Annotated in this window: 24 protein-coding genes; 13 read left to right on the top strand and 11 right to left on the bottom strand. The window is 74.7% G+C overall.

Translation table 11 applies throughout. The features are described from left to right. The 3 genes from PYV61_RS01585 to PYV61_RS01575 all read left to right on the top strand — a co-directional run. Positions 1-871 (top strand): Mrp/NBP35 family ATP-binding protein (locus tag PYV61_RS01585; RefSeq protein WP_275827599.1); only part of this gene is annotated, 871 nt, incomplete at its 5' end. 109 nt (positions 872-980) lie between these two features. Continuing rightward, on the top strand, positions 981-2,360 hold the full coding sequence (locus tag PYV61_RS01580) for an MATE family efflux transporter (protein WP_275827597.1): 1,380 nt from the start codon (positions 981-983) through the stop codon (positions 2,358-2,360). Positions 2,361-2,371: 11 nt separating this feature from the next. After that, positions 2,372-3,127 (top strand): SAM-dependent chlorinase/fluorinase, encoded by a 756-nt coding sequence (locus PYV61_RS01575; RefSeq protein ID WP_275827595.1) that lies wholly within the window; start codon positions 2,372-2,374, stop codon positions 3,125-3,127. Between the two features lie 220 nt (positions 3,128-3,347). Here PYV61_RS01575 and PYV61_RS01570 read toward each other — a convergent pair whose 3' ends face one another. The 4 genes from PYV61_RS01570 to PYV61_RS01555 all read right to left on the bottom strand — a co-directional run bounded on the left by PYV61_RS01570 (position 3,348) and on the right by PYV61_RS01555 (position 6,826). Then, positions 3,348-4,385, bottom strand: coding sequence for a YihY/virulence factor BrkB family protein (locus PYV61_RS01570; protein WP_275827593.1), 1,038 nt, complete (start codon positions 4,383-4,385; stop codon positions 3,348-3,350). Positions 4,386-4,465: 80 nt separating this feature from the next. Next, positions 4,466-5,548, bottom strand: coding sequence for a polymer-forming cytoskeletal protein (locus tag PYV61_RS01565; RefSeq protein WP_275827591.1), 1,083 nt, complete (start codon positions 5,546-5,548; stop codon positions 4,466-4,468). Between the two features lie 5 nt (positions 5,549-5,553). After that, positions 5,554-6,129 carry a hypothetical protein gene (locus PYV61_RS01560; RefSeq protein WP_275827589.1) on the bottom strand — a complete coding sequence of 192 codons (576 nt, stop codon included), beginning with the start codon at positions 6,127-6,129 and terminating at the stop codon, positions 5,554-5,556. Positions 6,130-6,214: 85 nt separating this feature from the next. Then, positions 6,215-6,826 (bottom strand): sigma-70 family RNA polymerase sigma factor, encoded by a 612-nt coding sequence (locus tag PYV61_RS01555; RefSeq protein WP_275827587.1) that lies wholly within the window; start codon positions 6,824-6,826, stop codon positions 6,215-6,217. A 102-nt stretch (positions 6,827-6,928) separates the two neighbouring features. Here PYV61_RS01555 and PYV61_RS01550 point away from each other — a divergent pair, with 102 nt between their 5' ends. From PYV61_RS01550 to PYV61_RS01525, 6 genes are all read left to right on the top strand, one after another. Then, a complete protein-coding gene (locus PYV61_RS01550; protein ID WP_275827585.1) occupies positions 6,929-7,687 on the top strand; it encodes a ubiquinone/menaquinone biosynthesis methyltransferase in 759 nt (252 codons plus the stop codon). A gap of 68 nt (positions 7,688-7,755) precedes the next feature. Then, positions 7,756-9,228: a menaquinone biosynthesis decarboxylase gene (locus tag PYV61_RS01545; protein WP_275827583.1), complete on the top strand. Its 1,473-nt coding sequence runs from the start codon at positions 7,756-7,758 to the stop codon at positions 9,226-9,228. Next, the gene (locus PYV61_RS01540; protein WP_275827580.1) at positions 9,228-10,148 is read left to right on the top strand and encodes a UbiA-like polyprenyltransferase; all 921 of its coding nucleotides are present in this window, start codon (positions 9,228-9,230) and stop codon (positions 10,146-10,148) included. The genes PYV61_RS01545 and PYV61_RS01540 overlap by 1 nt, the downstream gene beginning before the upstream one ends. After that, a complete protein-coding gene (locus PYV61_RS01535) occupies positions 10,145-10,744 on the top strand; it encodes a flavin prenyltransferase UbiX (protein WP_275827578.1) in 600 nt (199 codons plus the stop codon). The genes PYV61_RS01540 and PYV61_RS01535 overlap by 4 nt, the downstream gene beginning before the upstream one ends. A 1-nt stretch (position 10,745) precedes the next feature. Then, entirely contained in the window at positions 10,746-11,213 is a 468-nt protein-coding gene (locus tag PYV61_RS01530; RefSeq protein WP_275827576.1) for a metallophosphoesterase family protein, read from the top strand. Continuing rightward, positions 11,210-11,929 carry a DUF2461 domain-containing protein gene (locus PYV61_RS01525; RefSeq protein ID WP_275827574.1) on the top strand — a complete coding sequence of 240 codons (720 nt, stop codon included), beginning with the start codon at positions 11,210-11,212 and terminating at the stop codon, positions 11,927-11,929. Before PYV61_RS01530 ends, PYV61_RS01525 begins: the two co-directional genes overlap by 4 nt. Before the next feature lie 25 nt (positions 11,930-11,954). Here PYV61_RS01525 and PYV61_RS01520 read toward each other — a convergent pair whose 3' ends face one another. From PYV61_RS01520 to PYV61_RS01495, 6 genes are all read right to left on the bottom strand, one after another. Further along, positions 11,955-12,191 (bottom strand): hypothetical protein, encoded by a 237-nt coding sequence (locus tag PYV61_RS01520; protein WP_275827572.1) that lies wholly within the window; start codon positions 12,189-12,191, stop codon positions 11,955-11,957. A 153-nt stretch (positions 12,192-12,344) separates the two neighbouring features. Continuing rightward, the gene (locus PYV61_RS01515) at positions 12,345-13,553 is read right to left on the bottom strand and encodes a UvrB/UvrC motif-containing protein (protein ID WP_275827570.1); all 1,209 of its coding nucleotides are present in this window, start codon (positions 13,551-13,553) and stop codon (positions 12,345-12,347) included. Further along, the gene (gene mutM, locus PYV61_RS01510) at positions 13,550-14,392 is read right to left on the bottom strand and encodes a bifunctional DNA-formamidopyrimidine glycosylase/DNA-(apurinic or apyrimidinic site) lyase (protein ID WP_275827568.1); all 843 of its coding nucleotides are present in this window, start codon (positions 14,390-14,392) and stop codon (positions 13,550-13,552) included. The genes PYV61_RS01515 and mutM overlap by 4 nt, the downstream gene beginning before the upstream one ends. 52 nt (positions 14,393-14,444) lie before the next feature. Then, the gene (purD, locus tag PYV61_RS01505; RefSeq protein ID WP_275827566.1) at positions 14,445-15,746 is read right to left on the bottom strand and encodes a phosphoribosylamine--glycine ligase; all 1,302 of its coding nucleotides are present in this window, start codon (positions 15,744-15,746) and stop codon (positions 14,445-14,447) included. A 74-nt stretch (positions 15,747-15,820) separates the two neighbouring features. Beyond that, positions 15,821-16,864 carry a M48 family metallopeptidase gene (locus PYV61_RS01500; protein ID WP_275827564.1) on the bottom strand — a complete coding sequence of 348 codons (1,044 nt, stop codon included), beginning with the start codon at positions 16,862-16,864 and terminating at the stop codon, positions 15,821-15,823. A gap of 131 nt (positions 16,865-16,995) precedes the next feature. After that, a complete protein-coding gene (locus tag PYV61_RS01495; RefSeq protein WP_275827562.1) occupies positions 16,996-18,165 on the bottom strand; it encodes a PLP-dependent aspartate aminotransferase family protein in 1,170 nt (389 codons plus the stop codon). Positions 18,166-18,252: 87 nt separating this feature from the next. On the opposite strand from PYV61_RS01495, the gene PYV61_RS01490 reads away from it, so the two are divergent. Further along, positions 18,253-19,356: an HD domain-containing phosphohydrolase gene (locus PYV61_RS01490; protein WP_275827560.1), complete on the top strand. Its 1,104-nt coding sequence runs from the start codon at positions 18,253-18,255 to the stop codon at positions 19,354-19,356. Here the strand turns inward: PYV61_RS01490 and PYV61_RS01485 are convergent. Next, on the bottom strand, positions 19,353-20,783 hold the full coding sequence (locus PYV61_RS01485) for an AMP-binding protein (RefSeq protein ID WP_275827558.1): 1,431 nt from the start codon (positions 20,781-20,783) through the stop codon (positions 19,353-19,355). The two genes, PYV61_RS01490 and PYV61_RS01485, sit on opposite strands and share 4 nt — an antisense overlap. 150 nt (positions 20,784-20,933) lie before the next feature. Here PYV61_RS01485 and glmM point away from each other — a divergent pair, with 150 nt between their 5' ends. From glmM to PYV61_RS01470, 3 genes are all read left to right on the top strand, one after another. Beyond that, positions 20,934-22,316, top strand: coding sequence for a phosphoglucosamine mutase (gene glmM / locus PYV61_RS01480; protein WP_275827556.1), 1,383 nt, complete (start codon positions 20,934-20,936; stop codon positions 22,314-22,316). 102 nt (positions 22,317-22,418) lie between these two features. Further along, entirely contained in the window at positions 22,419-24,245 is a 1,827-nt protein-coding gene (gene glmS, locus PYV61_RS01475; protein WP_275827554.1) for a glutamine--fructose-6-phosphate transaminase (isomerizing), read from the top strand. Between the two features lie 73 nt (positions 24,246-24,318). After that, complete coding sequence (locus tag PYV61_RS01470; protein ID WP_275827552.1) at positions 24,319-25,695, top strand: PA2928 family protein; 1,377 nt, start codon at positions 24,319-24,321, stop codon at positions 25,693-25,695. Positions 25,696-25,729 lie beyond the last annotated feature (34 nt).

Below are 25,729 nucleotides of genomic sequence, written 5' to 3'. Positions count from 1 at the left end.
CGCGGCGCCCCGCCCGGCCGCCCGCGCGCTCCCCGTGATGGACGCGGCGACCGCGCGCGCCGGGACGCCGGCCGCGCCGACGCCGGTGTCGTACCCGCACCTCGGGAAGATCCTCGCCGTGTCGAGCGGCAAGGGGGGCGTCGGCAAGTCGACGGTCGCCGTGAACCTGGCCGCCGCGCTGGCCAAGCAGGGCGCGCGCGTGGGGATCATGGACGCCGACATCTACGGCCCGAACCTCCCGCTGATGCTGGGGGTGAACGAGCCGCCGCCGGTGCGCGACAACATGATCCAGCCGCTGCTCGCCTACGGCGTGAAGGTCATGAGCATCGGCTTCCTGATCGAGCGCGACCAGCCGGCGATCTGGCGCGGGCCGATCGTGATGAAGGTGATCAACCAGTTCCTGAAGGACGTGGCGTGGGGGGAGCTGGACTACCTGCTGGTCGACATGCCCCCCGGCACGGGCGACGCGCAGCTGTCGCTGGTGCAGGCGACGCACGTGCACGGCGCGATCGTCGTCACCACGCCGCAGCAGGTCGCCGTCGGCGACGCGCTGCGCGGCGTGCGCATGTTCGAGCGCACGGGCGTCCCGGTGCTCGGCATCGTCGAGAACATGAGCTACCTCGAGAACCCGGAGACGGGGAAGCCGATCGCCGTGTTCGGCTCGGGCGGCGGGCAGGCGCTGGCCGACGAGGTCGGGGTGCCGCTGCTCGGGCAGGTGCCGCTCGACCCGCGCGTGGTCGAGGGCGGGGACACGGGGCGCCCGATCGTCGCCGCCGCCCCGCAGACCGGCGCCGCCCGCGCGCTCGCCGCGCTCGCGACGCGCGTCGCGGAGCGGGTGGGGGAGCGGTATCCGGAGATGGCGGGGCGCTGAGGCCGACCGCCCTCCTCGACGCTCGACGCTCCACGCTCGACGCTCCCTCCTGGCGCCGCGACGCCGCGGGCGTCGAGCGTCGAGCGTCGAGCGTCGAGGGGAGACGTCGATGAACAGCCTCCCCATCGCCGAACGCGACGGCGGCGTCTCCGTCGCGGCCACGGGCGAGCACGGGGCGCTGGTGCGCGACCCGCTGCCGCGCGTCATCCGGCGGGTCGCGATCCCGGCGGTCGCGTCGAACCTGCTGATGACGGTGTTCCTTGCCGCCGACGCGTTCTGGGTCGGGCGGCGGCTGGGGGCGACGGCGCTGGCGGCGGTGACGGCGTCGGTGTTCTGGGTGTGGATGGGGATCGCCGTCGCCGAGATGGTCAGCATCGGGCTGACCGCGGTGGCGGCGCGGCGGCACGGCGAGCGGCGGCCGGCCGACGCGGCGCGCGCGGCCGGCGACGCGCGGGTGCTGACGCTCGCGCTGGGCGTCGCGGCCGCCGTCGCGGGGCACGCGTGGCTCGACGGGATGTTCGCGGCGATGCGCACGCCGGCCGACGTGGCGGCGGTGGGGCGCGTCTACCTCGGGCGCTACCTGCTCGCGGCGCCGGTGCTCTACGGCTACTTCGTCGTCGACGCGACGTTCCGCGCCTCGGGCGACACGCGCACGCCGTTCGTGATCCTGCTGGCGTCGGTGGCGCTGGCGCTGGTGCTCGACCCGCTGCTGATCCTCGGGCTGGGCGGGCTGCCGCGCCTCGGCATCGCGGGGGCGGCGACGGCGACGGTGCTCACGCGGTCGCTCGCGTTCGCGGTCGGGCTGGTGCTGCTCTGGCGCCGCGGGATGATCCGCGTCGGCGCGCCGCGCCCCGACGTGATGCTGCGGATCGCGCGCATCGGCCTCCCCACCGCGTCCACGGGGGTGCTGTTCAGCGTCGTCTACGTGCTCGTCGCGCGCACCGCCTCGACCTTCGGGACGCCGGCGCTGGCGGCGCTGGGGCTCGGCTTCCGCGTCGAGAGTTGGCTGTACATGATCGGCGTCGGCTTCGGCGCCGCGGCGGCGGCGGTGGTCGGGCAGAACCTGGGCGCGGGGCTCACGGAGCGGGCGCGGCGCGCCGGGTGGACGATGCTGGCGTGGGCGAGCGCGCCGGCGGTGCTCGTGACCACGCTCGAGCTGCTCGTCCCCGAGTCGCTCGCGGCGGCGTTCACGGGCGACGCCTCGGTGATCGCCGAGACGGCGCGCTACCTCCGCATCGTCGCGGTGTCGCAGCTCGTGGTGTGCGCCGAGGTGGTGCTCGAGGGCGCGCTCGGCGGGGCGGGGGCGACCGTCGCGCCGATGCTGGCGTCGACGTCGCTGACGCTCGCGCGCGTGCCGCTCGCCGCGTGGGCCGCCGCGCGCTGGGGCGTCGACGGGCTGTGGTGGGTCATCTCGCTCACCGCCACCGCGCGCGGGCTCGCGATGATGGCGCTCTGGCGGTGGGGACGCTGGCAGCGCAACGTGGTCTGACTCCCTCCCTCATGCGCATCGTCACCCTCCTCACCGACTTCGGCACCGCCGACGGCTACGTGGCCGAGCTGAAGGGCGTGCTGCTCTCGCAGGCGCCCGGCGTGACGGTCGTCGACGCGTCGCACGACGTGCCGGCGCACGACGTCGAGAGCGGGCGCCTGGCGCTCGCGCGCTACTGGCGGCGCTTCCCGCCCGGCACCGTGCACGTCGCGGTCGTGGACCCGGGCGTCGGCGGCGGCCGCGCGGCGCTGGCGGTGGAGAGCGACGGGCGCTTCTTGGTCGGCCCCGACAACGGCGTGCTGTCGCCGGCGCTGCTGGCCGCGGGCGCGCGCGTCGTCACGCTCCCCGTGCCGCCGCGCGCCGCGCCGACCTTCCACGGCCGCGACCTCTTCGCCCCGGCGGCCGCCCGCCTCGCGCTCGGCGAGCCGCTCGACGCGCTCGGCACCCCCGCCGACGAGCCGCTCGTCCGTCGCACCCCCGAGGCCCGCCGCCTCGCCGACGGCGCGATCGAGGGCGCCGTGATCGCCATCGACCGCTTCGGCAACGCCGTCACCAACCTGCTGTCGTTCGGCGGCGGCGCGATCGAGGTGGACGGCCGGCGCGTCGAGGTGCGGCGCGTCTACGAGGACGTGGCGCCCGGCGCGCCGGTGGCGCTGGTCGGCTCGAACGGGCTGCTGGAGATCGCGGTGCGCGAGGGGAGCGCGGCGGGGCAGCTGGGGTTGGCGAGGGGGACGAGGGTGGTCCTGCGGCAGGGTCGGCGAAGTTAGGGCGAACTCGGGAACGGCGAACTCGGGAACGGCGAACTCGGGAACGGCGAACTCGGGAACCGCGAACTCGGGCGGGGCGAACTCGGGAAGGTCGAATTCGGGAACGGCGAGGGCCCCCGGCTGGCGCGTCCAGTCCGAGGGCCCTCGCCGTTCTCGAGTTCGCACCTCTCGTATTCGCGGTACCCGAGTTCGCCGTTCCCGACCCCGCCCTACCGGGCCCTCAATCCGCCCTCGGCGGCCGCGCCACGAACGCCGCCCGCGGCGCGTGCCCCGACGACGGCGCGGGGCGCTCGCGCTCGGGACGCGCGCGGGGGGGCGTCGGCGGGACCGACTCGACGGCGTCCACCGACGCGCGGTCGGTCGGGCCCCCGGTCGCGATGCGCCCGTCGTACAGGTGGCCGGCGCGGGAGCGCAGAGCGCCCGTCCCCTTCTGCAGCTCGGACGCGACCTCGCCGCCGATGAGGAGGACGACCATCGACAGGTACATCCAGGTGAGCAGCACGATCACGCCGCCGATCGTGCCGTACGTCTTGTTGTAGCTGCCGAAGTTCTGGACGTAGGCGCGGAAGCCGAGCGTGACGATCAGCCAGAGCGCCGTCGTCACCAGCGCGCCGACGAGCGCGTGGTGCTTGTGCTGCTTGATCGCCGGGAGGTAGTAGTAGACCGCCCACCCGCTGGCGACGAGCAGCCCGAGCGCGATCGCGTACTGGGCGATCGCCCACACCCAGCGCCCGACGGCGCCGATGCCGAGCGGCTCCGCGATCGCGTCGACGATGTCGCCGCCGGCGAGCATCGTGATCGTGGCGAAGACGAACAGCCCGCCGACGCCGATCAGGCAGGCGAGGGCGATCAGCTTCTTCTTCCAGTAGGGGCGCGGGTCCTTCGGGATGTCGTAGGCGGTGTTCAGCGCGTCCATCAGGGCGCTGAAGACGTTCGACCCCGACCAGAGCGCGAGCAGCGCGCCCACCGACACGAGCCCGGGGGCGTTCTCGGCGAACACCACCGACTCGACCACGTTCACCACCAGCGCGTACGCCTCCTGCGGGACGGCGCCCTGGATCTTCTCGAGCAGGAAGGTGAAGGTCTCGCGCTTGTCGCCGACGAGGCTGAGCAGCGGCGCGAGGAAGAGGAAGATCGGGAAGAGCGAGAAGAAGAAGTAGTAGGCCGTCTGTGCGCCGAGGCCGAGGACGTTGTCGTCCATCACCTCGCGGGCCGTCTGCTTCACGAGCGGTCCGATGCGGTGCCCCTTGAACGTCATGCGAAAGCCCCCCTCCGGCTGCGGTTCGGCATGCGCGGGAGGGGGGCAATCCGTGGGCCGCCGGCGGGCGGGCGAGTCCGTCAGTCGCGCGGCGGGGGGACCGCGGTGGGGCGGCGGGCGGCGACGATGCCGCCGATCGGGGTCGGCGTCTGCCAGACCGGGACGCCGTCGCGCTCCGCCGGGACGGTGCCGACGGCGCGGCGCCCCGCGCCTCCCGCCGGCGTCCCGCCGGTGTGGGTCCCGGCGCGGGAGAGCAGCGCGGCGCCGAAGCCGGCGGTGGCGGCGACCCAGGTGAGCCCCAGCGCCGCCACCCGCACCACGAAGGCGACCATCGGGAGCCCCTGCAGCGCGGCGGCGGCGATCCAGAGGGCGAGGTAGACCAGCAGCCCCACGGTCAGCGCCCGCAGCGCCTCGCCGCGCGCGGCGGTGGCCTTCCAGTCGCCCGGCGCGCCGGCGATGGCGCGCCCGGTCACGAACGAGACGGCCAGGAAGCCGAGCGTCAGCAGCCCGGCCACCGCCAGGATCAGGGCGACGACCGCCAGCGGGACCGCCAGGATCCCCACCACGGTGACCACCAGCAGCAGGACCATCGTGACCAGCGCGGGGAGCACCAGCAGCTGCCCCACCAGCCCCGCCGCGATCGCCCGGCCCACGCTGCGCTGGAGCGTGTCGGCCACCCCGTCGAGGTAGGTGCTCCCCGAGACCAGGACCCCGATCCCGATGAGCAGCAGGATCGCGAGCCAGCCGAGCGTGAGCGTCAGCCCCCGCCACGGGGAGGCGGTGGCGGCGGCGCCACCCTCGCCCACTCGCGACCAGGCCGGCTCCTGCGAGAACGATTCGGCGTCCCCGGCGACCGTGCCGCCGGGGATCACCCGGACGTCGCCCAGCACCGAGACGGCGTTGCCGGTCACCCGGGCGCCGGAGCGGACGGTGACGTCGCCGCGCAGCGCGACCACGTCGCCCTCGACCGTTCCCTGCACGTCGACGTCGCCCTGGAGCACGACGACGCCGCCGGTGGTGGTGCCGGCCGGGACCGTGAGCGCCCCCACGCGCACCGCCCCCTCCGCCGGCCGGGGAGCCGGCTGGGCGGAGAGGGCGGTGGAGGCGGGAGATCCGAGGAGCAGGGCGGCGCCGAGGGCGAGCCAGGACCGGAGTCGGCGCACGGCCGTCACCCCTGCGACCGGCGTCCCGGGGCGGCGACGGCGCGGCGCAGGCCGGCCGTCGCCCCCACCACCGCCAGCACGAAGGCGGCGAGGGCGAGGAGCAGGACGACCCCGTTGTCGGGGGCCTGCCCGCCGAGCAGCTCGCGGGCGAAGCTCGCCAGCCCGGCGCGGGCCGTGGCCTGCGTCCGATCGAGGGCGGCCCCGCCGAGCAGAGCGAGCAGATCGACCCGGGCGACGATCCAGAGGGTCGCCAGCGAGACGACGGTGGCGAGGCTGAGCCCCCCGGCGGCCGCGAGGACGCGGGCGGGGGTTGACTGCGGCACGAGCCGGGCGAGGGCGTCGCGGGCCGCGACGTGCCAGGGCTCGAACACCTGGACCTGGCTCATCACCCGGTCGGCGAACAGCGGGGCGGGCGACAGGTGCGGGAGCAGGTCGAGCTCCAACGCGACCGCACGCGCCGTCTCCAGCTCCGCCGAGCAGTCGGGGCATTCCTTGACGTGCGCCTTGAGCGGCGCGACGCCGAAGCCGGCCTCGCCGTCGATGAGCAGGTCGATCTCTTCGGGCAGTAGATGACGGTTCACGTGGGCTCCTCCTGCCCGGCGTACGGCCGGGGCGGAGCGGAGGTTTCAGGGCCGCCGCGGGGGGTGATCGGGGTCACGGGACGCCTCACTGGCGCAGGTCCTCCAGCGCCCGACGCAGCTCGTGGCGGGCGCGGTGGATGTAGGTCTTCACGGTCCCCAGCGGGAGGTCGAGGGTGGTCGCGATCTCCTCGTACGACCGCCCCTCCACGTGCCGGAGCATGATGCACGATCGGTACTCGGGGCGGAGCTTCGCGATCGCGCGCTCGATCGCCGTGCCCAGCTCGCGGGCCTCCAGCTCGTCGAGCGCCGACTCCTGCTGCGCCGCCAGGTCGAACGTCGTGGCCTCGACCTCGGCGGCGGTGGTGGCGTGGGGCGAGCCGTCCATGCTCACCGTGTCCAGCCGCTTCCGCCGCATCCAGTCGATCGCGACGTTGTTCGCGATCTTGAACAGCCAGCTCGAGAACTTGAACTCGGGGCTGTACTTGTCGATGTGGTTCAGGACCTTGATGAAGGCGTCCTGCGCCAGGTCCTCGGCGGTCTCGCGGTCGCGGACCATGCGGAAGACGAGCGAGAAGACCGGCCGCTCGTAGCGCCGCACCAGCTCCCGGAAGGCCGCCTCCCGCCCCTCCTGCGCCAGCCGCACGACGTCGGCGTCGGGCAGGTTGGCCAGGTCGAGCTGGGAGGGCGGCGGGGGCATCGCGGGGCGTGCGGGGAATCGGGCGGCGGCGCGCGTGCAAGGTAGTGACCGTCCCCGGGGGGCGGCCAGCCGAGCGGGGGGGCGGTGGCTTAGCTTTGGGCCATGACCTTCGTCGAGTCCCCGCCCCCGGAGGCGGCGGCCGCCGACGCCGCGGCGGCGGGCGGGCGCGAGAAGCGGGCGTACGTGCGGCGCATCTTCTCGGAGATCGCGCCGCGCTACGACCTGCTGAACCACCTCCTCAGTCTGAACGTCGACCGGGCGTGGCGCCGGCGCGCGCTGGCGGCGCTCGGGTGGGAGGCGCGCCCCGACGGGACGTACCTCGACCTGTGCGCGGGGACGCTCGACGTCGGGGCGCAGCTGGCGCACGCGCCGGGGTTCCGCGGGCTGGTGCTGGGCGCCGACTTCGCCGAGCCGATGCTGCGCGCCGGGGCGGGGAAGGCGCCGGCCGGGCGGCTCGCGCCGGTGGCCGCCGACGCGCTGGAGCTGCCCTTCGCCGCCGACGCGGCGGCCGGCGCGATCGTGGCCTTCGGCATCCGGAACGTCGCGGACCTCGACGGCGCGCTGCGCGAGGTGCGGCGCGTGCTGGCGCCGGGGGCGCGGTTCGTGATCCTGGAGTTCACGACGCCGCCCAACGCGCTGGTGCGCGCCGGCTACCACGCCTACTTCCACCGCGTGCTGCCGCTGGTCGGGCGGCTGGTGAGCGGGCACCGCACCGCGTACGCCTACCTTCCCAAGTCGGTGGCGCACTTCCCGGCCCCCGACGCGCTCGCGGCCCGGATGCGCGACGCGGGGTTCGCCGACGTGCGCTGGACCGCGCTGACGCTCGGGATCGCGGCGATCCACGTCGGCGTTAAACCCTAAAGTCGCTGCGGGCCGCGGACCGCGGGTTCGGTCCGATCCGCAGCCCGCAGCCCGCAGCCCAGACCACGTTGACGCTCGACACGCTGCAGGACTTCATCTCGGAGATCGACCGCCTCGGGGAGCTCCACCGCATCACGCACCCCGTCCGCGCCCACCTCGAGCTGTGCGAGATCGCCGACCGCGTCTCCAAGATGCCGGGCGGCGGCAAGGCGCTCCTCTTCGAGCACGTGCTGCTGCGCGACGGCTCGCGCTCGGAGTGGCCGGTCGCGATCAACCTCTTCGGGTCGATGCGGCGCATGGCCGCGGCGCTGGGCGTCGGCGCGCTCGACGAGCACGGGCGGCGCATCACCGAGCTGCTCGACCTCAAGGTCCCCGAGGGGCTGCGCGGCAAGCTGTCGCTGCTCCCGCGGCTGTTCGAGGTGGCCAAGTTCCCGCCGCGCGTGAAGTCGGGGGGCGCGCCGTGCCAGGAGGTCGTGTGGCGCGGCGACGAGATCGACCTCGACCGGCTGCCGATCATCACCTGCTGGCCCGAGGACGGCGGCCCGTACGTCACGCTCACGATGTGCATCTCGAAGGATCCCGCGCGCGGGATCCGCAACGTCGGGATGTACCGCGTGCAGCAGCTCGGGAAGCGCGAGGTGGCGATGCACTGGCAGCGCCACAAGACCGGGGCCGAGCACTTCCGGCAGATGGCGGAGCGCGGCGAGACGATGCCGGTGTGCATCGTGGTCGGCGCCGACCCGGCGTCGGTGTACTCGGCGAGCGCGCCGCTGCCGCCGGGGATCGACGAGTTCATCTTCGCGGGCTTCCTGCGCCGCGCGCCGGTGAAGCTCACCAAGGCCGTGAGCTGCGACCTCGAGGTGCCGTGGGACGCGGAGCTGGTGCTGGAGGGCTACATCGACCCGCGCGAGGCGCTGGTGGTCGAGGGGCCGTTCGGCGACCACACCGGCTTCTACTCCGAGGCGGACCTTTACCCCAAGGTCCACCTCACCGCGGTCACGATGCGAAAGTCCATGACGTACGCGACGACGATCGTCGGGCGGCCGCCGATGGAGGACTTCTACCTCGGGCACGCGACCGAGCGCATCTTCCTCCCGCTGATGAAGCTCAACCTGCCGGAGATCGTGGACTACCACATGCCGGCGGAGGGCGGGTTCCACAACCTCGTCTTCGTCTCGATCGACAAGAAGTACCCGGGGCAGGCGTACAAGGTGATGAACGCGCTCTGGGGGATGGGGCTGATGTCGCTGGCCAAGGTGGTCGTGGTCGTCGACCAGGAGGTCGACGTCCGGAACGTGCAGGAGGCCTGGTGGGCGGCGCTCAACAACATCGACCCCGAGCGCGACACGCGCTTCACCATGGGGCCGGTGGACGTCCTCGACCACGCCAGCCGCGCCTTCACCTACGGGAGCAAGATGGGGATCGACGCGACGCGGAAGCTGCCCGAGGAGGGGTTCACCCGCAGCTGGCCGAAGGTCATCGAGATGGACGCCGCGACGCGGGCCGCGGTCGACGCCATATGGCCGAAGCTGGGGCTCTGATGCCGACGACCCGGCCGGACGCCTCGCTCCGCGAGCCGCAGACCTTCCACGGGCCGTCGGCGCTCGCGCGCTGGGCGAGCTTCGTGAAGCTGCCGCACACCGTGTTCGCGCTCCCCTTCGCGCTGGTCGGGGTGCTGCTGGCCAGCTTCACCGCGCCGGTCGACGTGGCGATGGTCGGCTGGGTGGTGCTGGCGTTCACCGCGGCGCGCTTCGCGGCGATGGCGTTCAACCGGATCGTGGACCGCGACGTCGACGCCGCCAACCCGCGCACGGCGACCCGCGAGCTGCCGAGCGGCGCGCTGACGGTGCCGGCGGCGCGGCTGTCGGTGGCGGTGGCGTCGGCCCTGTTCGTGCTCGCGGCGGCGATGCTCAACCCGCTCTGCCTCGCGCTGTCGCCGGTCGCGCTGGCCTGGGTGTTCGCGTACAGCTACACCAAGCGCTTCACCCGCTGGTCGCACCTGGTTCTCGGCCTCGGCCTCGGCATCGCGCCGGTGGGCGGCTACCTCGCCGTCGTCGGCGCGTGGAGCGAGCCGTGGTGGCTGATCTGCGCGCTGTCGCTGGCCGTCACGACCTGGGTCGGCGGCTTCGACGTCTTCTACTCGCTGCAGGACGAGGGCTTCGACCGCGCGGCCGGGCTGCACTCGCTCCCGGTGGCGCTCGGGCAGCGCGGGGCGATCGCGGTCGCGCGCGGGCTGCACGTGGGGACGGTCGCGATGCTCGCCGCCGTCGCGTGGGGCGCGCCGGGCGCGCGCGCGTGGATCGCCGCCGGGGTCGGCGTGGTCGCGGCGCTGCTGGCGTGGGAGCACCGGCTGGTGCGCCCGGGCGACCTGTCGAGGCTCGACGCCGCCTTCTTCACGATGAACGGCGTCATCAGCCTCGCCTTCCTCGCCTGCGTGCTGGCCGGGCGCCTGCTCGCGTGAGCGCGCGCGCGCCGCTCCCGCTGGTCGTCGCGATCACGGGCGCCTCGGGCGCGCCGTACGCGGTGCGCCTGGTGCGGGCGCTGGTGGCGGCGGGGCGCCCGGTGTGGCTGGTGGTCTCGTCGCACGGCTTCCGGCTGCTCGACACCGAGGTCGGGATCGCGTCGATCGAGGCGCTGCGCGCCGAGTGCGACCCCAAGGGGTGGGACCGGCTGGTGACGGTGTTCGACGACAAGGACCGGGGCGCGCGGCCGGCCTCGGGGTCGGCGCGCTCGGCGGGGATGGTGATCTGCCCGTGCTCGATGGGGACGGTGGCCGCGGTGGCCGCCGGCACCTCGCGGTCGCTGGTCGAGCGCGCGGCCGACGTGGCGCTCAAGGAGCGGCGGCGCCTGGTGCTGGTGACGCGCGAGACGCCGCTGTCGCAGGTGCACCTGGAGAACATGCTGCGCGTGACGCAGGCGGGGGGCATCGTGCTGCCGGCGGCGCCCGGCTTCTACCACCGCCCGACGACGATCGACGAGCTGGTGGACTTCGTCGTCGCGCGCGTGCTCGACCTGTTCGACGTCGAGCACGACGTCGGGCGCCGCTGGGGGGGCTGACGTGGAGATCGGGCTCATCTCCGACACGCACGGACTCGTGCGCGCCTCGGTGTTCGACGCGCTGGCCGGGGTCGAGCTGATCCTGCACGCCGGCGACGTGGGCGGGCGCGACGTGCTGGTCGAGCTGCAGGCGATCGCGCCCGTGCTCGCGGTGTTCGGCAACACCGACCCGCCGGACCACCCGGAGCTGGAGCACGAGCGCACGATCGAGGTCGGCGGCGTGACGATCCACGTCAGCCACGGCCACGAGCTGGGGCGCCCGACGCCGGAGCGGCTGCTGGCCGCCTACCCGCAGGACGTCCTCGTGTACGGCCACACGCACCGCCAGCTGGTCGCGCGCGCCGGCGGGCGGCTGGTGGTCAACCCGGGCGCGGCCGGCGCGCGGCGCTTCGACCTGCTGCCCTGCGTGGCGCGCCTCGTCGTCCGGGACGGCGCCGCCGACGTCACCCTCGTCCCGCTCCCGTCGTGAGCTTCCCGCCAGGCGCGCTGACCTTCCTCCGCCAGCTCGCGCGCAACAACCGGAAGGAGTGGTTCGAGGAGCACCGCGCCCGCTACGAGCGCGACGTGAAGGAGCCCCTGGTCGCGCTGGTCGAGGAGGTCGACGCGCGGCTCGGCGACGTGGCGCCCGAGATCGTGGGCGACCGCAGGCGCTCGGTGTTCCGCATCCACCGCGACGTGCGTTTCGCGAAGGACAAGTCGCCCTACAAGACCAACGCCGCGGTCTGGTTCTACCACCGCGACGTGCCGAGCGCGCGGAGCGGCGGGACGGCGGGCGGCAACGTGCACGGCGGCGCCGGCTTCTACTTCCAGCTCGCGCCCGGCGACTGCTGGAGCGGCGGCGGGATGTGGATGCCCGCGCGCCCGGCGCTGCAGGCGATCCGCGACCGCATCGCGGCGCGCCCCGTGGAGTGGGAGGCGCTGCTGCGCGCGCCGTCGTTCCGGCGGCGCTTCGGCGCCCTCGACGCGGAGGCCGTGCTCACGCGCGTCCCGCGCGGCTTCGCCCCCGACCACCCCGCGGGCGAGTGGCTCCGCTACCAGTCCTTCACGGCCGGCCGCGCCATCCCCGACGCCGACGTGCTCAAGCCCGGGCTGGCCGACCGGCTGGTGAAGGACTTCGCGGCGATGCTCCCGCTGGTCCGCTGGCTCAACCTGGCGCTCGGCCTCGCGCCCGCCGAGCGCCGGTGAGCGGTGTGATCCGGATCACCGGATCTCAGACCACCTTGAAGTGCGACGCCGGGTACAGGAAGTCGTCGTCCGAGTCGTCGATGATGCGGTAGAGTGCGCCGTTGGCCTCGACGCCGAGCATCTGGTAGATGCGCCCGAGCGTCAGGTCGTGGCACCCGCCCGGCTCGTCGTCGCCGGGGAGCTTGAGCCAGGGCTTCACGCTGATGCACTGCACCAGCGTCGTGGGTTCCCAGGAATTGGGGGGCTGCCAGGTGGTGGCCATGTGTCGCGCGCTCCGCTCCGTCGGGGTCCAGGATTGCTGCGCGGCGCCCTGCCGGCGTGAGGGGCGGGCACTGATCGCCGGCGGCGTCGCCGCAGGCCCCAAGGTGCAAATCGACGGCCACCGACCGGCCGCCGGCAGGGCGCGGACGGACCGTCAGGCCGCGGCCGCGTCGCGCGCCGTGTCGTCCAGCCGACGCACGAGATCGGCGCCGGTCGCCGACAGCAGCGCCGCGGCGGGGACGGTGCGCGCGAGCTCGGCGGGGCGGTGGCGGAACCACCACGACAGCAGCAGCAGCTCGTCGACCTCGTGCGTCGGCACCGCGGCGCCCTTGCGCTCGCGCGGCACGAACACGTCGCGCACCAGCGCCTCCAGCGCGGCCGCGCCCTCGTCGCCGTGCGGGCGCGGCAGCTCGGCGCGCACCCGCCCGCGCCGCACCAGGTAGACGCGGTCCTCGGCGTCGTGCCCGCGCGCCACGTACGCGAAGCTCAGCGTCTCGACGGCGAAGCGCAGCCGCTCGAACTGCCCCTGCAGCGACTCCAGCCGCCACACCTTGTCGCGCAGCGCGGCCGCGCGCTCGAACTCCATCGCCTCGCTGAGCGCGTCCATCTGCGCGCGCATCGCGTCGAGCGGCCCGCCGTCGGCCCCCTCGAGGAACCCCTTCGCCAGCTTCACCCGCTCGGCGTACTGGCTGGTGGTGCACCCGGCCACGCACGGGCCGAGGCACTTCCGGATCTCGTGGCGGATGCAGCGCGGCGTGCGCGAGGTGAGCTGCACCAGCTCGGGGACGAAGAGCTCGCCCTGGTCGGCGAAGCGCATCGGCGTCGCCTGCGCGCAGTCGCGCAGCCCGAGCGCGTCGGACAGCTCGCGGACCGCCTCGGCGACACCGCTCGCGCCCTGGAACGGCCCGTAGTAGTAGCCGCCGTCGGCGCTCCCGGTGCTGCCGCGCACGACGTGCAGCTTGGGCGCGGGGCCCTTGGTGAGCTTGATGAAGCTCCAGTGCCGCGCGTCGCGCTTCATGAGCACGTTGAAGCGGGGGCGCCAGCGCTTGATCTGCCGCAGCTCCAGCAGCAGCGCGGCGAACTCGCTCGGCGTGTACTCCCACTCGATGTGCACCGAGTCGCGGAGGATGCGCGCGCCCTTGTCGTCGGGGTAGACGCCGCGGAAGTACGACAGCAGGCGGGTGCGCACCTTCTTCGACTTGCCGACGTAGACGACCTCGCCGTCGGGGCCGAGCATGCGGTACACGCCCGGCAGGTCGGCCGCCTCGGCGCGCACCATCGCCTTAAGCGCCGGCAGGTGCGCGTCGGCGGCCGCGTTGAGCGCGGCGGCGACGAGCGGCGGGACCTCGAACTCGGCGCTCATCGCTGGCACCGCGGGCAGAACACCGTCTGCCGCCCGTCCACCGCGTGCGTCCCCTCGAGCGCGTCGCCGCAGCGGCCGCACGGCGCGCCGGCGCGGCCGTACACGGCCAGCCGCTCCACGAAGCCGCCGCGCCCGCCGCTCGCGTCGACGTAGTCGCGGAAGCTCGTCCCGCGCAGCGCGATCGACTCCGACAGCACCGCGACGATGGCGTCGCGCACGCGCCGGCTCTCGGCGCGCGTCAGCGACGCCGCCGGGCGCGCGGGGGCGACGCGGGCGCGCCAGAGCGCCTCGTTCGCGTAGATGTTGCCGACGCCGACCAGCCGCCGCTGGTCCATGAGCACCTTCTTGACCGGCTGGCGCGACGCGCCGAGCGCGGCGTGCAGCGCCGGGGCGTCGAAGGCGGGGTCGAGCGGTTCCGGGCCGAGCGCGCCGGCGTACGCCGCGAAGCGGGCGGCGTCCATCAGCGCGACCGTGCCGAGCGCGCGGATGTCGCGGTAGTGGAGCGCGCGCCCGTCGGCGAGGGCCAGCGTGACGCGCACGAAGCCGCGCTCGCGCTCGGGGAGCCCGCTGCCGTCGCCGGGGGCCGGCTCCAGCAGCAGCGCGCCGGTGAAGCGCGGCTGCACGACCAGCCGGTCGCCCGTCGAGAGGTCGAGGACGATCAGCTTGGCGCGCCGCCAGACGCGGTCGATGCGCGCGCCGGCCGCGCGCGCGGCCAGCCCCGCGGCGTCGGCCTCGCGCAGCACGGAGGGGCGGGGGACCGACACGGCGCGCACGACGGCGCCCGGCAGGGCGGCGTCGAGGTCGCGGGCGATCGTCTCGGTCTCGGGAAGCTCGGGCATCCTTCGTCGCCGTCCTGCTCAGGACGGGCTCGCGCCCGAGGAGTCGAGCGGGTTACGACGGCTCCCGGCGGCGCTCGGCCTCGCGCCACCCGATGTCCGTCCGATACTGCCTGCCGGCAAACTGCACCTGCGCGGCGGTGGTCCGGCTGAGCGCGCGGGCGCGCTCGAACGTGTCGGCCACCGCCGTGACGGCCAGCACGCGCCCGCCGGCGGTGACGAGCCGCCCGTCGGGGTCGAGGGCGGTGCCGGCGTGGAAGAGATATACCCCTTCCGGGACCTGTTCGGGTAGGGCGATCGGGTCGCCGGTGCGGGGGCGGTCGGGATACCCCGCCGCGGCCACGACGGTCGTCACCGCGGCCGACGATCCGCCGGGCGCGGCGGCCGCGGGAAGCTCGCCGTCGACCGCGATCGCCCGCATCCAGGCGCCGACCGGCACGCCGTCGAGGAACGGCAGCAGGGCCTGCGTCTCGGGGTCACCGAACCGGCAGTTGAACTCGACCACCTGCGGCCCGTCGGGCGTCAGCATGAGCCCGGCGTACAGGAGCCCGGTGAACGGGCGCCCGCGCTCGCGCATCGCCCGCAGCGTCGGCTCGACGACGCTCCGCTCGACGCCGGCCAGCAGGGCGCGCCCGTCGTCGGTCTCCAGCAGGCTGACGGGGGCGTAGGCGCCCATCCCGCCGGTGTTGGGGCCGCGGTCGTGGTCCTCGAGCCGCTTGTGGTCCTGCGCCGGCGGCAGGGCGATCCAGCTGGTGCCGTCGGTGAGGAAGAAGCACGACGCCTCCTCGCCGACCATGAACTCCTCCACCAGCACCTCGGCGCCGGCGACGCCGAACCCGCCCTCGACGAGCATGAAGTCGACGGCCCGCTCGGCGTCCTCGACCGTCTGGGCGACGATCACCCCCTTCCCGGCGGCGAGCCCCGACGCCTTGACCACGACCGGCGCCCCGAACCGCCGGACGGCCTCCTTCGCGGCGGCCGCGTCGGTGTGCAGCTCGGCGCGCGCGGTGGGCACCCCGGCGTCCACCATCAGCTGCTTCGCGAACGCCTTGGACGTCTCGATCTCGGCGGCGGCCGCGGTCGGGCCGAAGATCGGGAGCCCGCGCTCGCGGAACCGGTCCACGATCCCCGCCGCCAGCGGCGCCTCGGGGCCGACGAGCGTCCAGTCGGGCCGCTCCGACTCGGCCAGCGCGACCAGCGCCTCGACGTCCGACGCGGCGACCGGCACGCAGCGCCCCAGCTGCGCGATCCCCGGATTTCCCGGCGCCGCCACGATCTCGAGGCCGGCCTCCTCGCGCCTGAGCTTCCACGCGAGCGCATGCTCGCGTCCGCCCCCGCCGATGATCAGGACTTTCATGGCCGGCAACATAACGGCGCCGCGGGCTGCGGGCTGCGGATTCGAGACCCGCAGCCCGCAGCCCGCAGCGCCGATCAGGCGTTGCCCTTGAAGACGTCGTCGAAGGCCGCGCGCGCCTTGCCGAACGACTCGCGGATCGTCGCCGCCGCCTCGCGCAGCGGGTCGACGATCGGGTCCTCCTTCGACTCGGCGCGGGCGTCGGCCTCGCGGGCGGCGTCCTCGGCGCGCGCCTCGCGGCGCTCCTCGGCGGTGGCGTCGCGGGCGGGGTCGCGGCGCAGGTACTCGCCGGCGAGCACGCGCACGTACCCCTCGCTCTCCGCCCAGCGCCGCAGCTCGGCGACGCGGAGCGTGTGGAGCGGGTGGTCGCGCAGCGCCGAGTTGAGCGCCTTCACGACCGTGTTCCACCCCGAGCCGCCGGTGTCGGTGTCGGCGGCCTGCTGGAGGAAGGCGTCCACGTCGAGGCGGTCGCCGTCGCCCGGGGCGCCGCCGGCGAGCTTCAGGAAGGCGCGGTAGGCGGTCGTCGGGTCCTGCACGCCCAGCAGCCCCGCGCGGTCGGCCGATAGCTCGGCCTTGCGGTACCAGTCGAGCAGCGCGAGCTGGAAGGGGAGCAGCACCACCCCGACCACGAGCGGAAGGTTCGACACGCCGAGGGTGAGCAGGAGCGCCGCGACCGTGCGGTAGGTGAGGCGCCCGCTCATCACGTGCCCCAGCTCGTGCGCCAGCAGGAAGCGCTGCTCGTCGCCGTCGAGCAGGTCGAGGTCGTCGGCGTTGAGGACGATGAACGGCTCCTCGAAGCCCACCGCGCCGGCGTGCATCCACGGCGTGCGCGTCACGTACAGCTCGGGGGGCGCGCCGCGCGCGCCGTCGCCGCGCACGTCCGGCCAGTCGAGCGTCGCCAGCGCCTCCTGGTAGCGCTGCCAGAGCGCCGGCCGCTGCGCCGGCCCCACGCGCACGGCGTTCCCGAGGAACAGGTTGCGGACGCCGCGCCCGCCGTACGCGCTCGCCACCTGGCGCACCACGCCGTCGAACCCGGGGATCCCGCGCAGCTTCTCCAGCGCGGCGCGGTCGTCGGGGTGCTCCCAGGCGAGGGCGGAGATCTTCGAGAGCGGGGTGCGCATGGGGGGCGGGAGCGTCGGAAGCGTCGAGCGGTGAGCGTCGAGCGTCGAGCGGGACGTCGAATCCTACGGGGCGGGGCGGGCTCCGGTGTCACCCGCCCCTCGACGCTCGACGCTCGACGCTCGACGCTTCCCTAGATCCCCTCGAACGCCTGCTCCAGGTCGGCCAGCAGGTCCTCCACCTCCTCGACGCCGCACGAGAGGCGGATCATCCCCTCGCCCATCCCCATCTCCGCCTTCTTGTCGGGCGGCACCGAGGCGTGCGTCATGAGCGCGGGGAGCGAGATCAGCGACTCGACGCCGCCCAGCGACTCGGCGAGCGAGAAGATCCGCACGCGGTTGAGCACCTGCGCGGCGCGCTCCTTCGTCCCCAGCTCGACGGTGATCATCCCGCCGAATCCGCTCATCTGGCGCTTGGCGAGCTCGTACTGCGGGTGCGACTCGAGCCCCGGGTAGAGCACGTGCTCGTGCCCCACGCGCTCGGCGAGCCACTGCGCGATGCGGCGCCCGTTGGCGTCGTGCTGGCGCATGCGCAGGTGCAGCGTCTTCGTGCCGCGCAGGATCAGCCAGCTGTCGAACGGCCCCGGCACCGCGCCGGCCGCGTTGAGGATGAACTGCAGCCGCGTCGCGAGGTCGTCGTCGTTCAGCACCGCGATGCCGCCCACCAGGTCGCTGTGGCCGTTCAGGTACTTGGTCGCCGAGTGCCAGACGATGTCGGCGCCGAACTCCAGCGGTCGCTGGAAGTAGGGCGACGCGAAGGTGTTGTCGACCACCAGCAGCGCGTTCCCGCGGTGCGCGACGTCGGCGGCGGCGCGCAGGTCGGTGATCCACATCAGCGGGTTCGTCGGCGTCTCGACGTGCACCTGCCGCGTCTTCGGCGTCATCGCGTCGGCGATCTTCTGCGGGTCGCGCGTGTCGACGTACGTGAACGAGAGGCCGAGGTGCTGCAGCAGCTTGTCGAACAGGCGGAAGGTGCCGCCGTACACGTTCTCGCCGCAGACGATGTGGTCGCCCGCGCGGCACAGCTTCATGATGGAGTCGAGGGTCCCCATCCCGCTGCCGAAGTGGAAGCCGTGGCGCCCCCCCTCCAGCGCGGCTACGTTCCGCTCCAGCGCCTCCCGCGTGGGGTTCTTCCCCCGGGCGTACTCGTACCCCTTGTGCTGCCCGAGGGCGTCCTGCACGTAGGTGGAGGTCTGGTAGATCGGGGTCATGATCGCCCCGGACGTGGGGTCGGGGCGCTGGCCGGCGTGGATGGCCCGCGTGCCGAACCCGGAGCGTAGATCGTCCTCGAAGATGCGCGTCATCCCGGCGGTGCTGGCGGTGTGGAGAAGGGAGCCACGGAGCGACGCGCAAGATACCCGCCCCCCCAGCCGTCCGCCCCTCCTCCCGCCGTGACGCGCCTCGTCTCCCCGTCCGCGGCCGGCATCGCGGTGCCGGCCCCGATCCCGCGCCCCGCGCCCGGCGACGTCGCCGAGGCGGACCTCCGGCGGGTGGTGATCGTCGACGACGAGCCCCGGCTGCGCCAGGTGCTGGTGCGCCTGATGACGCGCGACGGCTTCGCCTGCGTCGACGTCGGCGACGGGCAGGAGGCGCTGGCGGCGCTCGAGGCCGAGCCGACGACGCTCGTCCTCACCGACCTGCGGATGCCGGGGATGGACGGCGTCGAGCTGCTGCGCCACGTGCGCGAGCGCTGGCCCGACACGGCGGTCATCATGATCTCCGCCGTCGCCGACGTCGAGGTCGCGGTGAGCTGCCTCGCCCTCGGCGCGATGGACTACCTCACCAAGCCGTTCCACCTCGAGGAGGTGCGGGCGCGCGTGGGGCAGGCGCTCGAGAAGCGCCGCCTGGTCGTCGAGAACCGCGCCTACCAGCGGCTGCTGGAGGCGCGCGTCGCCGAGCAGGCCCGCCGGCTGGAGACGCTGTTCCTGGCCAGCATGCAGTCGCTGGCCGACGCGCTCGAGGTCAAGGACCCGTACACGCGCGGCCACTCGGTGCGCGTGTCGCGGTACGCGGTCGCGATCGGGCGCGCGCTCGGGTGCGACGCGCGCACGCTGGCGCAGCTGGAGCTCGGCGGGCACCTGCACGACATCGGCAAGATCGGCGTGCGCGAGGCGGTGCTCAACAAGCCCGGCCCGCTCACCGACGACGAGTACGCGCACATCATGACGCACCCGGAGATCGGGTGGCGCCTGCTCGCGCCGCTGCTCGTCGAGGCGCCGGGCGCGCTGCACGTCGTGCGCTCGCACCACGAGCGGTTCGACGGCAGCGGCGTCCCCGACGGGCTGGCCGGCGACGCGATCCCGCTCGAGGCGCGCATCGCGGCCGTCGCCGACTCCTTCGACGCGATGACCTCGCAGCGCCCGTACCGCAGCGGCCTCACGATGGAGGCCGCGCGCGCCGAGCTACGGCGGTGCGCGGGAACGCAGTACGACCCGCGGATGGTCGAGGCGTTCGAGCGGGCCGTGCGCGCCGGCGAGATCGAGCTCGGCGCCTAGCCGACCGTCACCTCGGCCGGCTGCTTGTAGGCGCTGAGCCGCTCGGCGCACCACCGCTTCACCGCGTCCGCGCCGACGTCGCCGGTCACGTGCAGCGCGATGTCGTGCTCGCGCGCCGGGTCGGGGACCGCGCGCACGGTCGCCGTGCGCACGCCGGGCAGCTCGCGCACCGCGCGCTCGATCTCGCGCGGGTAGATGTTGAAGCCGTTGCGCGTGAACATCGCCTTGAGCACCCCGCGGAAGGCGATCGTCCCGTCGGGGTGCCGCACGCCGCGGTCGCCGGTGCGCAGCCACTCGCCGTGCCGCCCGAGCCCGCGCGCGCCGCCGACGTAGCCCGGGCCGACGTTCGGGCCGCGCACGCACAGCTCCCCCTCGACGCCGTCGGGGAGCGGGGCGCCGGTCGCGACGTCGCGCGCCTCGACCTCGACGCCGGGGAAGGGGACGCCCAGCGTGCCGAGGCGGTTCGGCTGGTCGCAGCGGTTGAACAGGCACACCGGCCCGGCCTCGGTGAGCCCGTAGCCCTGGCGGAGCGCGACGCCGGTCGCGGCCTCCCACCGCATCTGGAGCGCGACGTCGAGCGGCGCGCCGCCGCAGATGCAGAGGCGGAGCGCGGGCGCCTGCAGCCGCGTCCCGCGCCGCTCGACCACCTGCAGCAGCGCCGCGAAGACGGCCGGCACGCCGACGAGCAGCGTGATCCCCTCGCGCTCGATCAGCTCGACCGCGCGGATCGGGTGGAAGCGGTCCATCGTCGTCACGCGCCCGCCCGCGAGCAGCGGCGCGACCGCCGCCACCACGAGCCCGAACAGGTGCGAGAACGGGAGCACCGCCAGCGCGTGCTCGTCGGCCGCGATGCGGGCCGCGTCGACGGTCGCGCGGGCGTTCGACAGCAGGTTGCGGTGGGTGACGATCGCGCCGAGCGGCGTCCCGTCCATCGCCGAGGTGTAGACGACCGCCGCCTCCTCGTCGCGCCCCTCGGCCTCCTCCGACCCCTCGAGGTCGAGGGCGTCGCCCATCGGCGTCTCCAGCGACACGTCGCGGGGCGCGTCGCCGACGACGAGGCGCGCGGTGCGGGGCGCGTCGTCGAGCAGGACGTGCGGGGTGCCGGCGGGGAGCCGGGGCGCCAGCGCCGCGTTGGTGAACACCACCCCCACCCCGGCGTCGCGCAGCTGGTGGGCGACCTCGGGCGGGGCCGCCAGCGGGTTCACGAGCACCGCCCCCCTCCCCTCGCTGGCCGCCAGCGCCACCAGGAAGGCGGGGGAGGTCGGCAGGAGGATCGCGCTCCGCCGGTCCTGGAGCGCCCGCACCAGCGCCGCGCTCCGCCGGAGGAGGGTCAGGCCGGCGGCGACCAGCCGCGCGGCGTCGTGCTGGTCCACGCGCCCGCCGGCGGCCGCGGCGGCGAGGGGGAGGACGGCGAGCGGGTCGGTCATGCGCGGGAAGGTAACTGCCGACACTGCCACGGGACCCGTGCGCCCGCTCACACGTCGGGGCGGAGCCGCATGGTTCCGCCCCCCCGGGGGCGAGTAGCTTGCGAGCGCGCCGAGCCCGGCGGGCTGGCGATACCTTCATGCGGAGTGGCGATGGCGTACGACCGACGGCTGATGGTGAGCGTCTCCGGGGTGCGGGGACGCGTGGGCGAGGGGCTCTCCCCCGAGGTGGTCGCGCGCTTCGCGGCGGGCTTCGGGGCGTGGGCGATCGGGCGGCGGGCCGCCGGGGCGTCGCGGGCGGTCGTCGTCGGGCGCGACAGCCGCGTCTCGGGGCCGCTGTTCCACCGCGTGGTCGTGTCGGCGCTGGAGTCGGTGGGCGCCGACGTGATCGACGTCGGGCTCACCACGACGCCGACCTGCCAGCTCGCGGTCGAGCACCACCACGCGGCGGGGGGGCTGATGATCTCGGCCAGCCACAACCCGATCGAGTGGAACGCGCTCAAGATGATCGGGCCGTCGGGGCTCTTCCTGAGCGCCGAGGAGGGGGCGGAGATGCGCGCCGGCATCGAGGCCGGGACCGCGTACGCGACGTGGGACGCGCTGGGGACGACGCGCGCCGACCCCGACGCGGCGCGCCGCCACATCGACGCCGTGCTGGCGCTGCCCTACCTCGACGTCGCCGCGATCCGCGCCCGCCGTTTCCGCGTGGCGCTCGACGCGACGCGCGGCGCCGGGTCGGTCGTGATGCCGATGCTGCTCGACGCGCTGGGCTGCGAGGTGACGGCGATCCACATGGAGCCCGACGGGCGCTTCCCGCACCCGCCCGAGCCGGTGGCCGAGAACCTCGGCGACCTGGAGGCGCTGGTGCGGCGCACGGGCGCCGACGTCGGCTTCGCCGTCGATCCGGACGTGGACCGGCTGGCGCTGGTGGGCGACGACGGGCGCGCGGTGGGGGAGGACTACACGCTCGCGCTCGCGGCCCGACTCGTGCTCAGGCATAAGCCGGGGCCGGTGGTCACGAACCTGTCGACCAGCCGCGTGGTCGAGGACCAGGCGGCGGCGGCCGGCGTGTCGTGCCTCCGCGCCCCGGTGGGCGAGGTGAACGTGGCGATCGCGATGCGGGACGCCGGGGCGGTGATCGGCGGGGAGGGGAACGGGGGGGTGATCCTCCCGGAGCTCCACCTCGGCCGCGACGCCCCGGTGGGGGCCGCGCTGCTGCTCCAGCTGCTGCTGGAGGAGCGCCGGCCCCTGTCGGCGGTGGTCGCTGACCATCCGCGTTACGTGATCGTCAAGGACAAGCTCGACCGCCCGGACGCGCCGCTCGACACGGTGTACCAGGCGCTGCGCGGGGCCTTCCCCGACGCCGCCCCGGACACGCAGGACGGGCTGCGGCTGGCGTGGCCGGACCGGTGGGTGCACGTGCGGCCCAGCGGCACGGAGCCGATCGTGCGCGTGATCGCCGAGGCGCCGACCGAGGCGGACGCGCGCGGGCTGGTGCAGCAGTCGCGCGTCCCGCTCGACGCCCTCGCGGTGTAGAAGAGAAGCGCTGCGGGCTGCGGGCTGCGGATTCAAAACCCGCAGTCCGCAGGCCGCAGCTCCCGAGTCGTTCCAGGACCGTTCTCCAAGGATTCCCGCCCCATGTGTGGCATCGTCGGATACGTCGGCCCCCGCGCCGCGACCCCGCTCCTCATCGAGGGGCTCAAGCGCCTCGAGTACCGCGGCTACGACTCGGCCGGCGTCGCCGTGATGAACGGCAAGGGGGTGGAGACGCGGAAGGCGGCGGGGAAGATTTCGCGCCTCGAGGGCGTGATCGGCAGCAACCCGGTCCACGGGACGCTCGGCATCGCGCACACGCGCTGGGCCACGCACGGGCCGCCGACCGAGCGCAACGCGCACCCGCACGTCGACGAGCAGCACCAGGTCGCGGTGGTGCACAACGGGATCATCGAGAACGCGACCGCCCTCAAGGCGCTGCTCGAGAAGACCGGGCACACGTTCACGTCGGAGACCGACACCGAGGTGCTCGTGCACCTCATCGAGAGCGCCTACGACGGCAACCTCGAGGACGCGGTGATGGAGGCCCTCCACCTGGTGGAGGGGACCTACGGCATCGCGGTGATGCACGGCCGGGAGCCGAACAAGATCGTCGCCGCCCGCAAGGGGAGCCCGCTGCTCGTCGGCGTCGGCGACGGCGAGTACTTCGTCGCCTCCGACGTCTCGGCGATCCTCGCCCACACGCGCGACGTCGTGTACCTGGAGGACGGCGAGATGGCCGTCATCACGCGCGACGGCTACCGCATCTGCGACCTCGACGCGACGCCGGTCGACCGCCAGGTCAGCCGGATCGACTGGGACCTCGACCAGATCGAGCGCGGCGGGTTCTCGCACTTCATGCTCAAGGAGATCTTCGAGCAGCCGCGCACGCTCGAGAACACGATGCGCGGGCGCCTCATCCTCGAGGAGGGGTTCACCAAGCTGGGTGGGCTCAACCTCACGAAGGAGGAGCTGCTCTCGATCGACCAGGTCGTCATCACCGCCTGCGGCACCAGCTGGCACTCGGCGCTGATCGGCGAGATGATGATCGAGGAGCTGTGCCGGATCCCCGTCGAGGTCGAGTACGCGTCGGAGTACCGCTACAAGAACCCGATCGTCACGCCGAACACGCTGGTGATCGTGATCTCGCAGAGCGGCGAGACGGCGGACACGCTGGCGGCGATGCGCGAGGCGAAGCGGCGCGGCGCCCGCACGCTCGGCCTGGTGAACGTGGTCGGCTCGACGATCGCGCGCGAGGACGACGGCGGGATCTACCTGCACGCCGGCCCCGAGATCGGCGTCGCGTCCACCAAGGCGTTCACCAGCCAGGTGGTGGCGCTGGCGCTGTTCACGCTCAAGCTGGCGCGCCTCCGCAACCTGTCGGTGGAGCAGGGGCGCCGCATCGCGCAGGCGCTCGCCGAGCTGCCGGCGCAGGTCCAGCAGATCCTCGACCGCAGCGAGGAGATCGAGGCGCTGGCCGAGCAGTTCAAGAGCGCGCACAACTTCCTGTACCTCGGGCGCGGCTACAACTTCCCGACCGCCCTCGAGGGCGCGCTGAAGCTGAAGGAGATCAGCTACATCCACGCCGAGGGGTACCCGGCGGCCGAGATGAAGCACGGGCCGATCGCGCTGATCGACGACCTGATGCCGGTGGTCGTGGTGGCGCCGCACGACTCGGTGTTCGACAAGGTCACGTCGAACATCCAGGAGGTGAAGGCGCGCAAGGGGCGCGTCATCGCCATCACGACGCGCGAGGAGCCGGCGCTCAAGGGGCAGGTGGACTACGAGTTCCGCATCCCCGAGACGGTGGACATGCTGATGCCGATCCTGGCGTCGGTCCCGCTCCAGCTGCTGGCGTACTACATCGCCGTCAAGCGCGGGTGCAACGTCGACCAGCCGCGCAACCTGGCGAAGAGCGTGACGGTGGAGTGAGCCCGGAGAGGCCCCGACGTTTCGGGGCCTCTTTGCTGGCGGGGGGCGCGGCGCGCCCGCACCGTGCCGCGCCATGAGCGAATACCACGGTGGACGCGCGTCCCCGCGGCGGCGGCGGGGCCTGATCGGCGGCGCCGTCGCCGCGCTCGCGCTGGCCGCGGCGGTGGCGCTGGTCTACCTGAACAGCGGGCCGGAGGAGACGCCCCCCGTCCTGCTGGGCGCCCCGCTGCGCCTCGCCGCGGCCGACGGCGACGCGCTGTTCGTGCTGACCACGCACCAGCGGCACCTCGTCGTCTCGGCGCGCGGCAACACGCGGCGCACGCGCGCGGTGCGCTACCTCGACCTCTGGCGCTTCGACGCGGCGACGGCGCGGCCGGTGTGGCGCCGCCGCCTCCGCACGGAGCGCGAGGGCCGGGCGGCGCCCGCCGCGCGCGGCGCGCGGCTGCTCGGCGCGCAGGGGGGGACGCTGTGGGTGCAGGCGGGCGGCCCGCTGGCCGTCGCCGCCGCCGACGGGCGCCCGATCGGCGACGCCGACACGATCGCCGCGCGCTCGCCGGCGCTGCGCGACGCGATGCCCACCGAGGCGCGCTACGTCGTGCTGGCCGACGACGGGCTGCGCATCACCGCCACCGACGCCAGCGTCCACCGCGTGGACCCGGCGACGCTGGTGGCGCAGCGCGTCGCGGCCGTGCCGGGAGCCGCGCCGCCGGTCGTGCGCCCGGGCGCGTGGACGCCGCAGTCCGCCGTCGCGTTCGCGACGCGGGGGCTCGACATCCCGGGGCGCTGGCTCGGGGTGCTGAGCGCCGAGGAGGGGGAGCGATTCCGCGGGCGCGTGGCGGCGGTGACCGCCGGGCTGGCCGGGGATCGGCGCGAGCGCGCGTACCACGACGCGCGGCTCCTCGCCCCGCCGGACGACGACGGGCTGCAGGTCCCGACGCGGGTGCGGCTGTGGGGCGCGCGCGTCGACCGCGTGTCGGCGGCGCCGCCGGACTGGCCGGCCAACTTCCCCGACCGGTGGGGGACGCGCGCGGCCTACGCGGACGTCGCGCCGCTCCCCGAGAGCCCCGACTTCCTCCAGGGCGGGCTGCTGCACGCGGGCGGCGCGCGCGGCGCGCCCCTGCTCGTCCGCGGTCCCGACGGGGTGCTGGTGCTGCACCGCGACCGGCTGGGCGTGGACGGCCGGCTGCAGCTGACGCGCGTCGCCGGCCCCGGGGGGCGCCCCGTGTGGGACGCGCGCCTCCCGCTGTCGATCGTGCAGTCGGTGCTCCCCGGGCCCCCCGACCGGCGGACGATCGTCCTCGTGGGGCGCGAGTACGCGACCTACGACCGCGCGGCGCGCGCGCCCGACGGCGCGGAGCACGAGCAGATCGTCGGCGTGGACGTCGCCACCGGCGCAGTGCGCGCGTACGACCTGACGGCCCAGGGCCCGGCCGAACCGGTCCGTCCCTGATCGGTCGGGGGGAGGCGCGGCCCGGAACGTGAGC

Source organism: Roseisolibacter sp. H3M3-2 (assembly GCF_029211165.1).
Classification (GTDB): domain Bacteria; phylum Gemmatimonadota; class Gemmatimonadetes; order Gemmatimonadales; family Gemmatimonadaceae; genus Roseisolibacter.
Note: the sequence above shows the minus strand (reverse complement) of the source record. Positions and strands in the feature narration are given on the sequence as shown.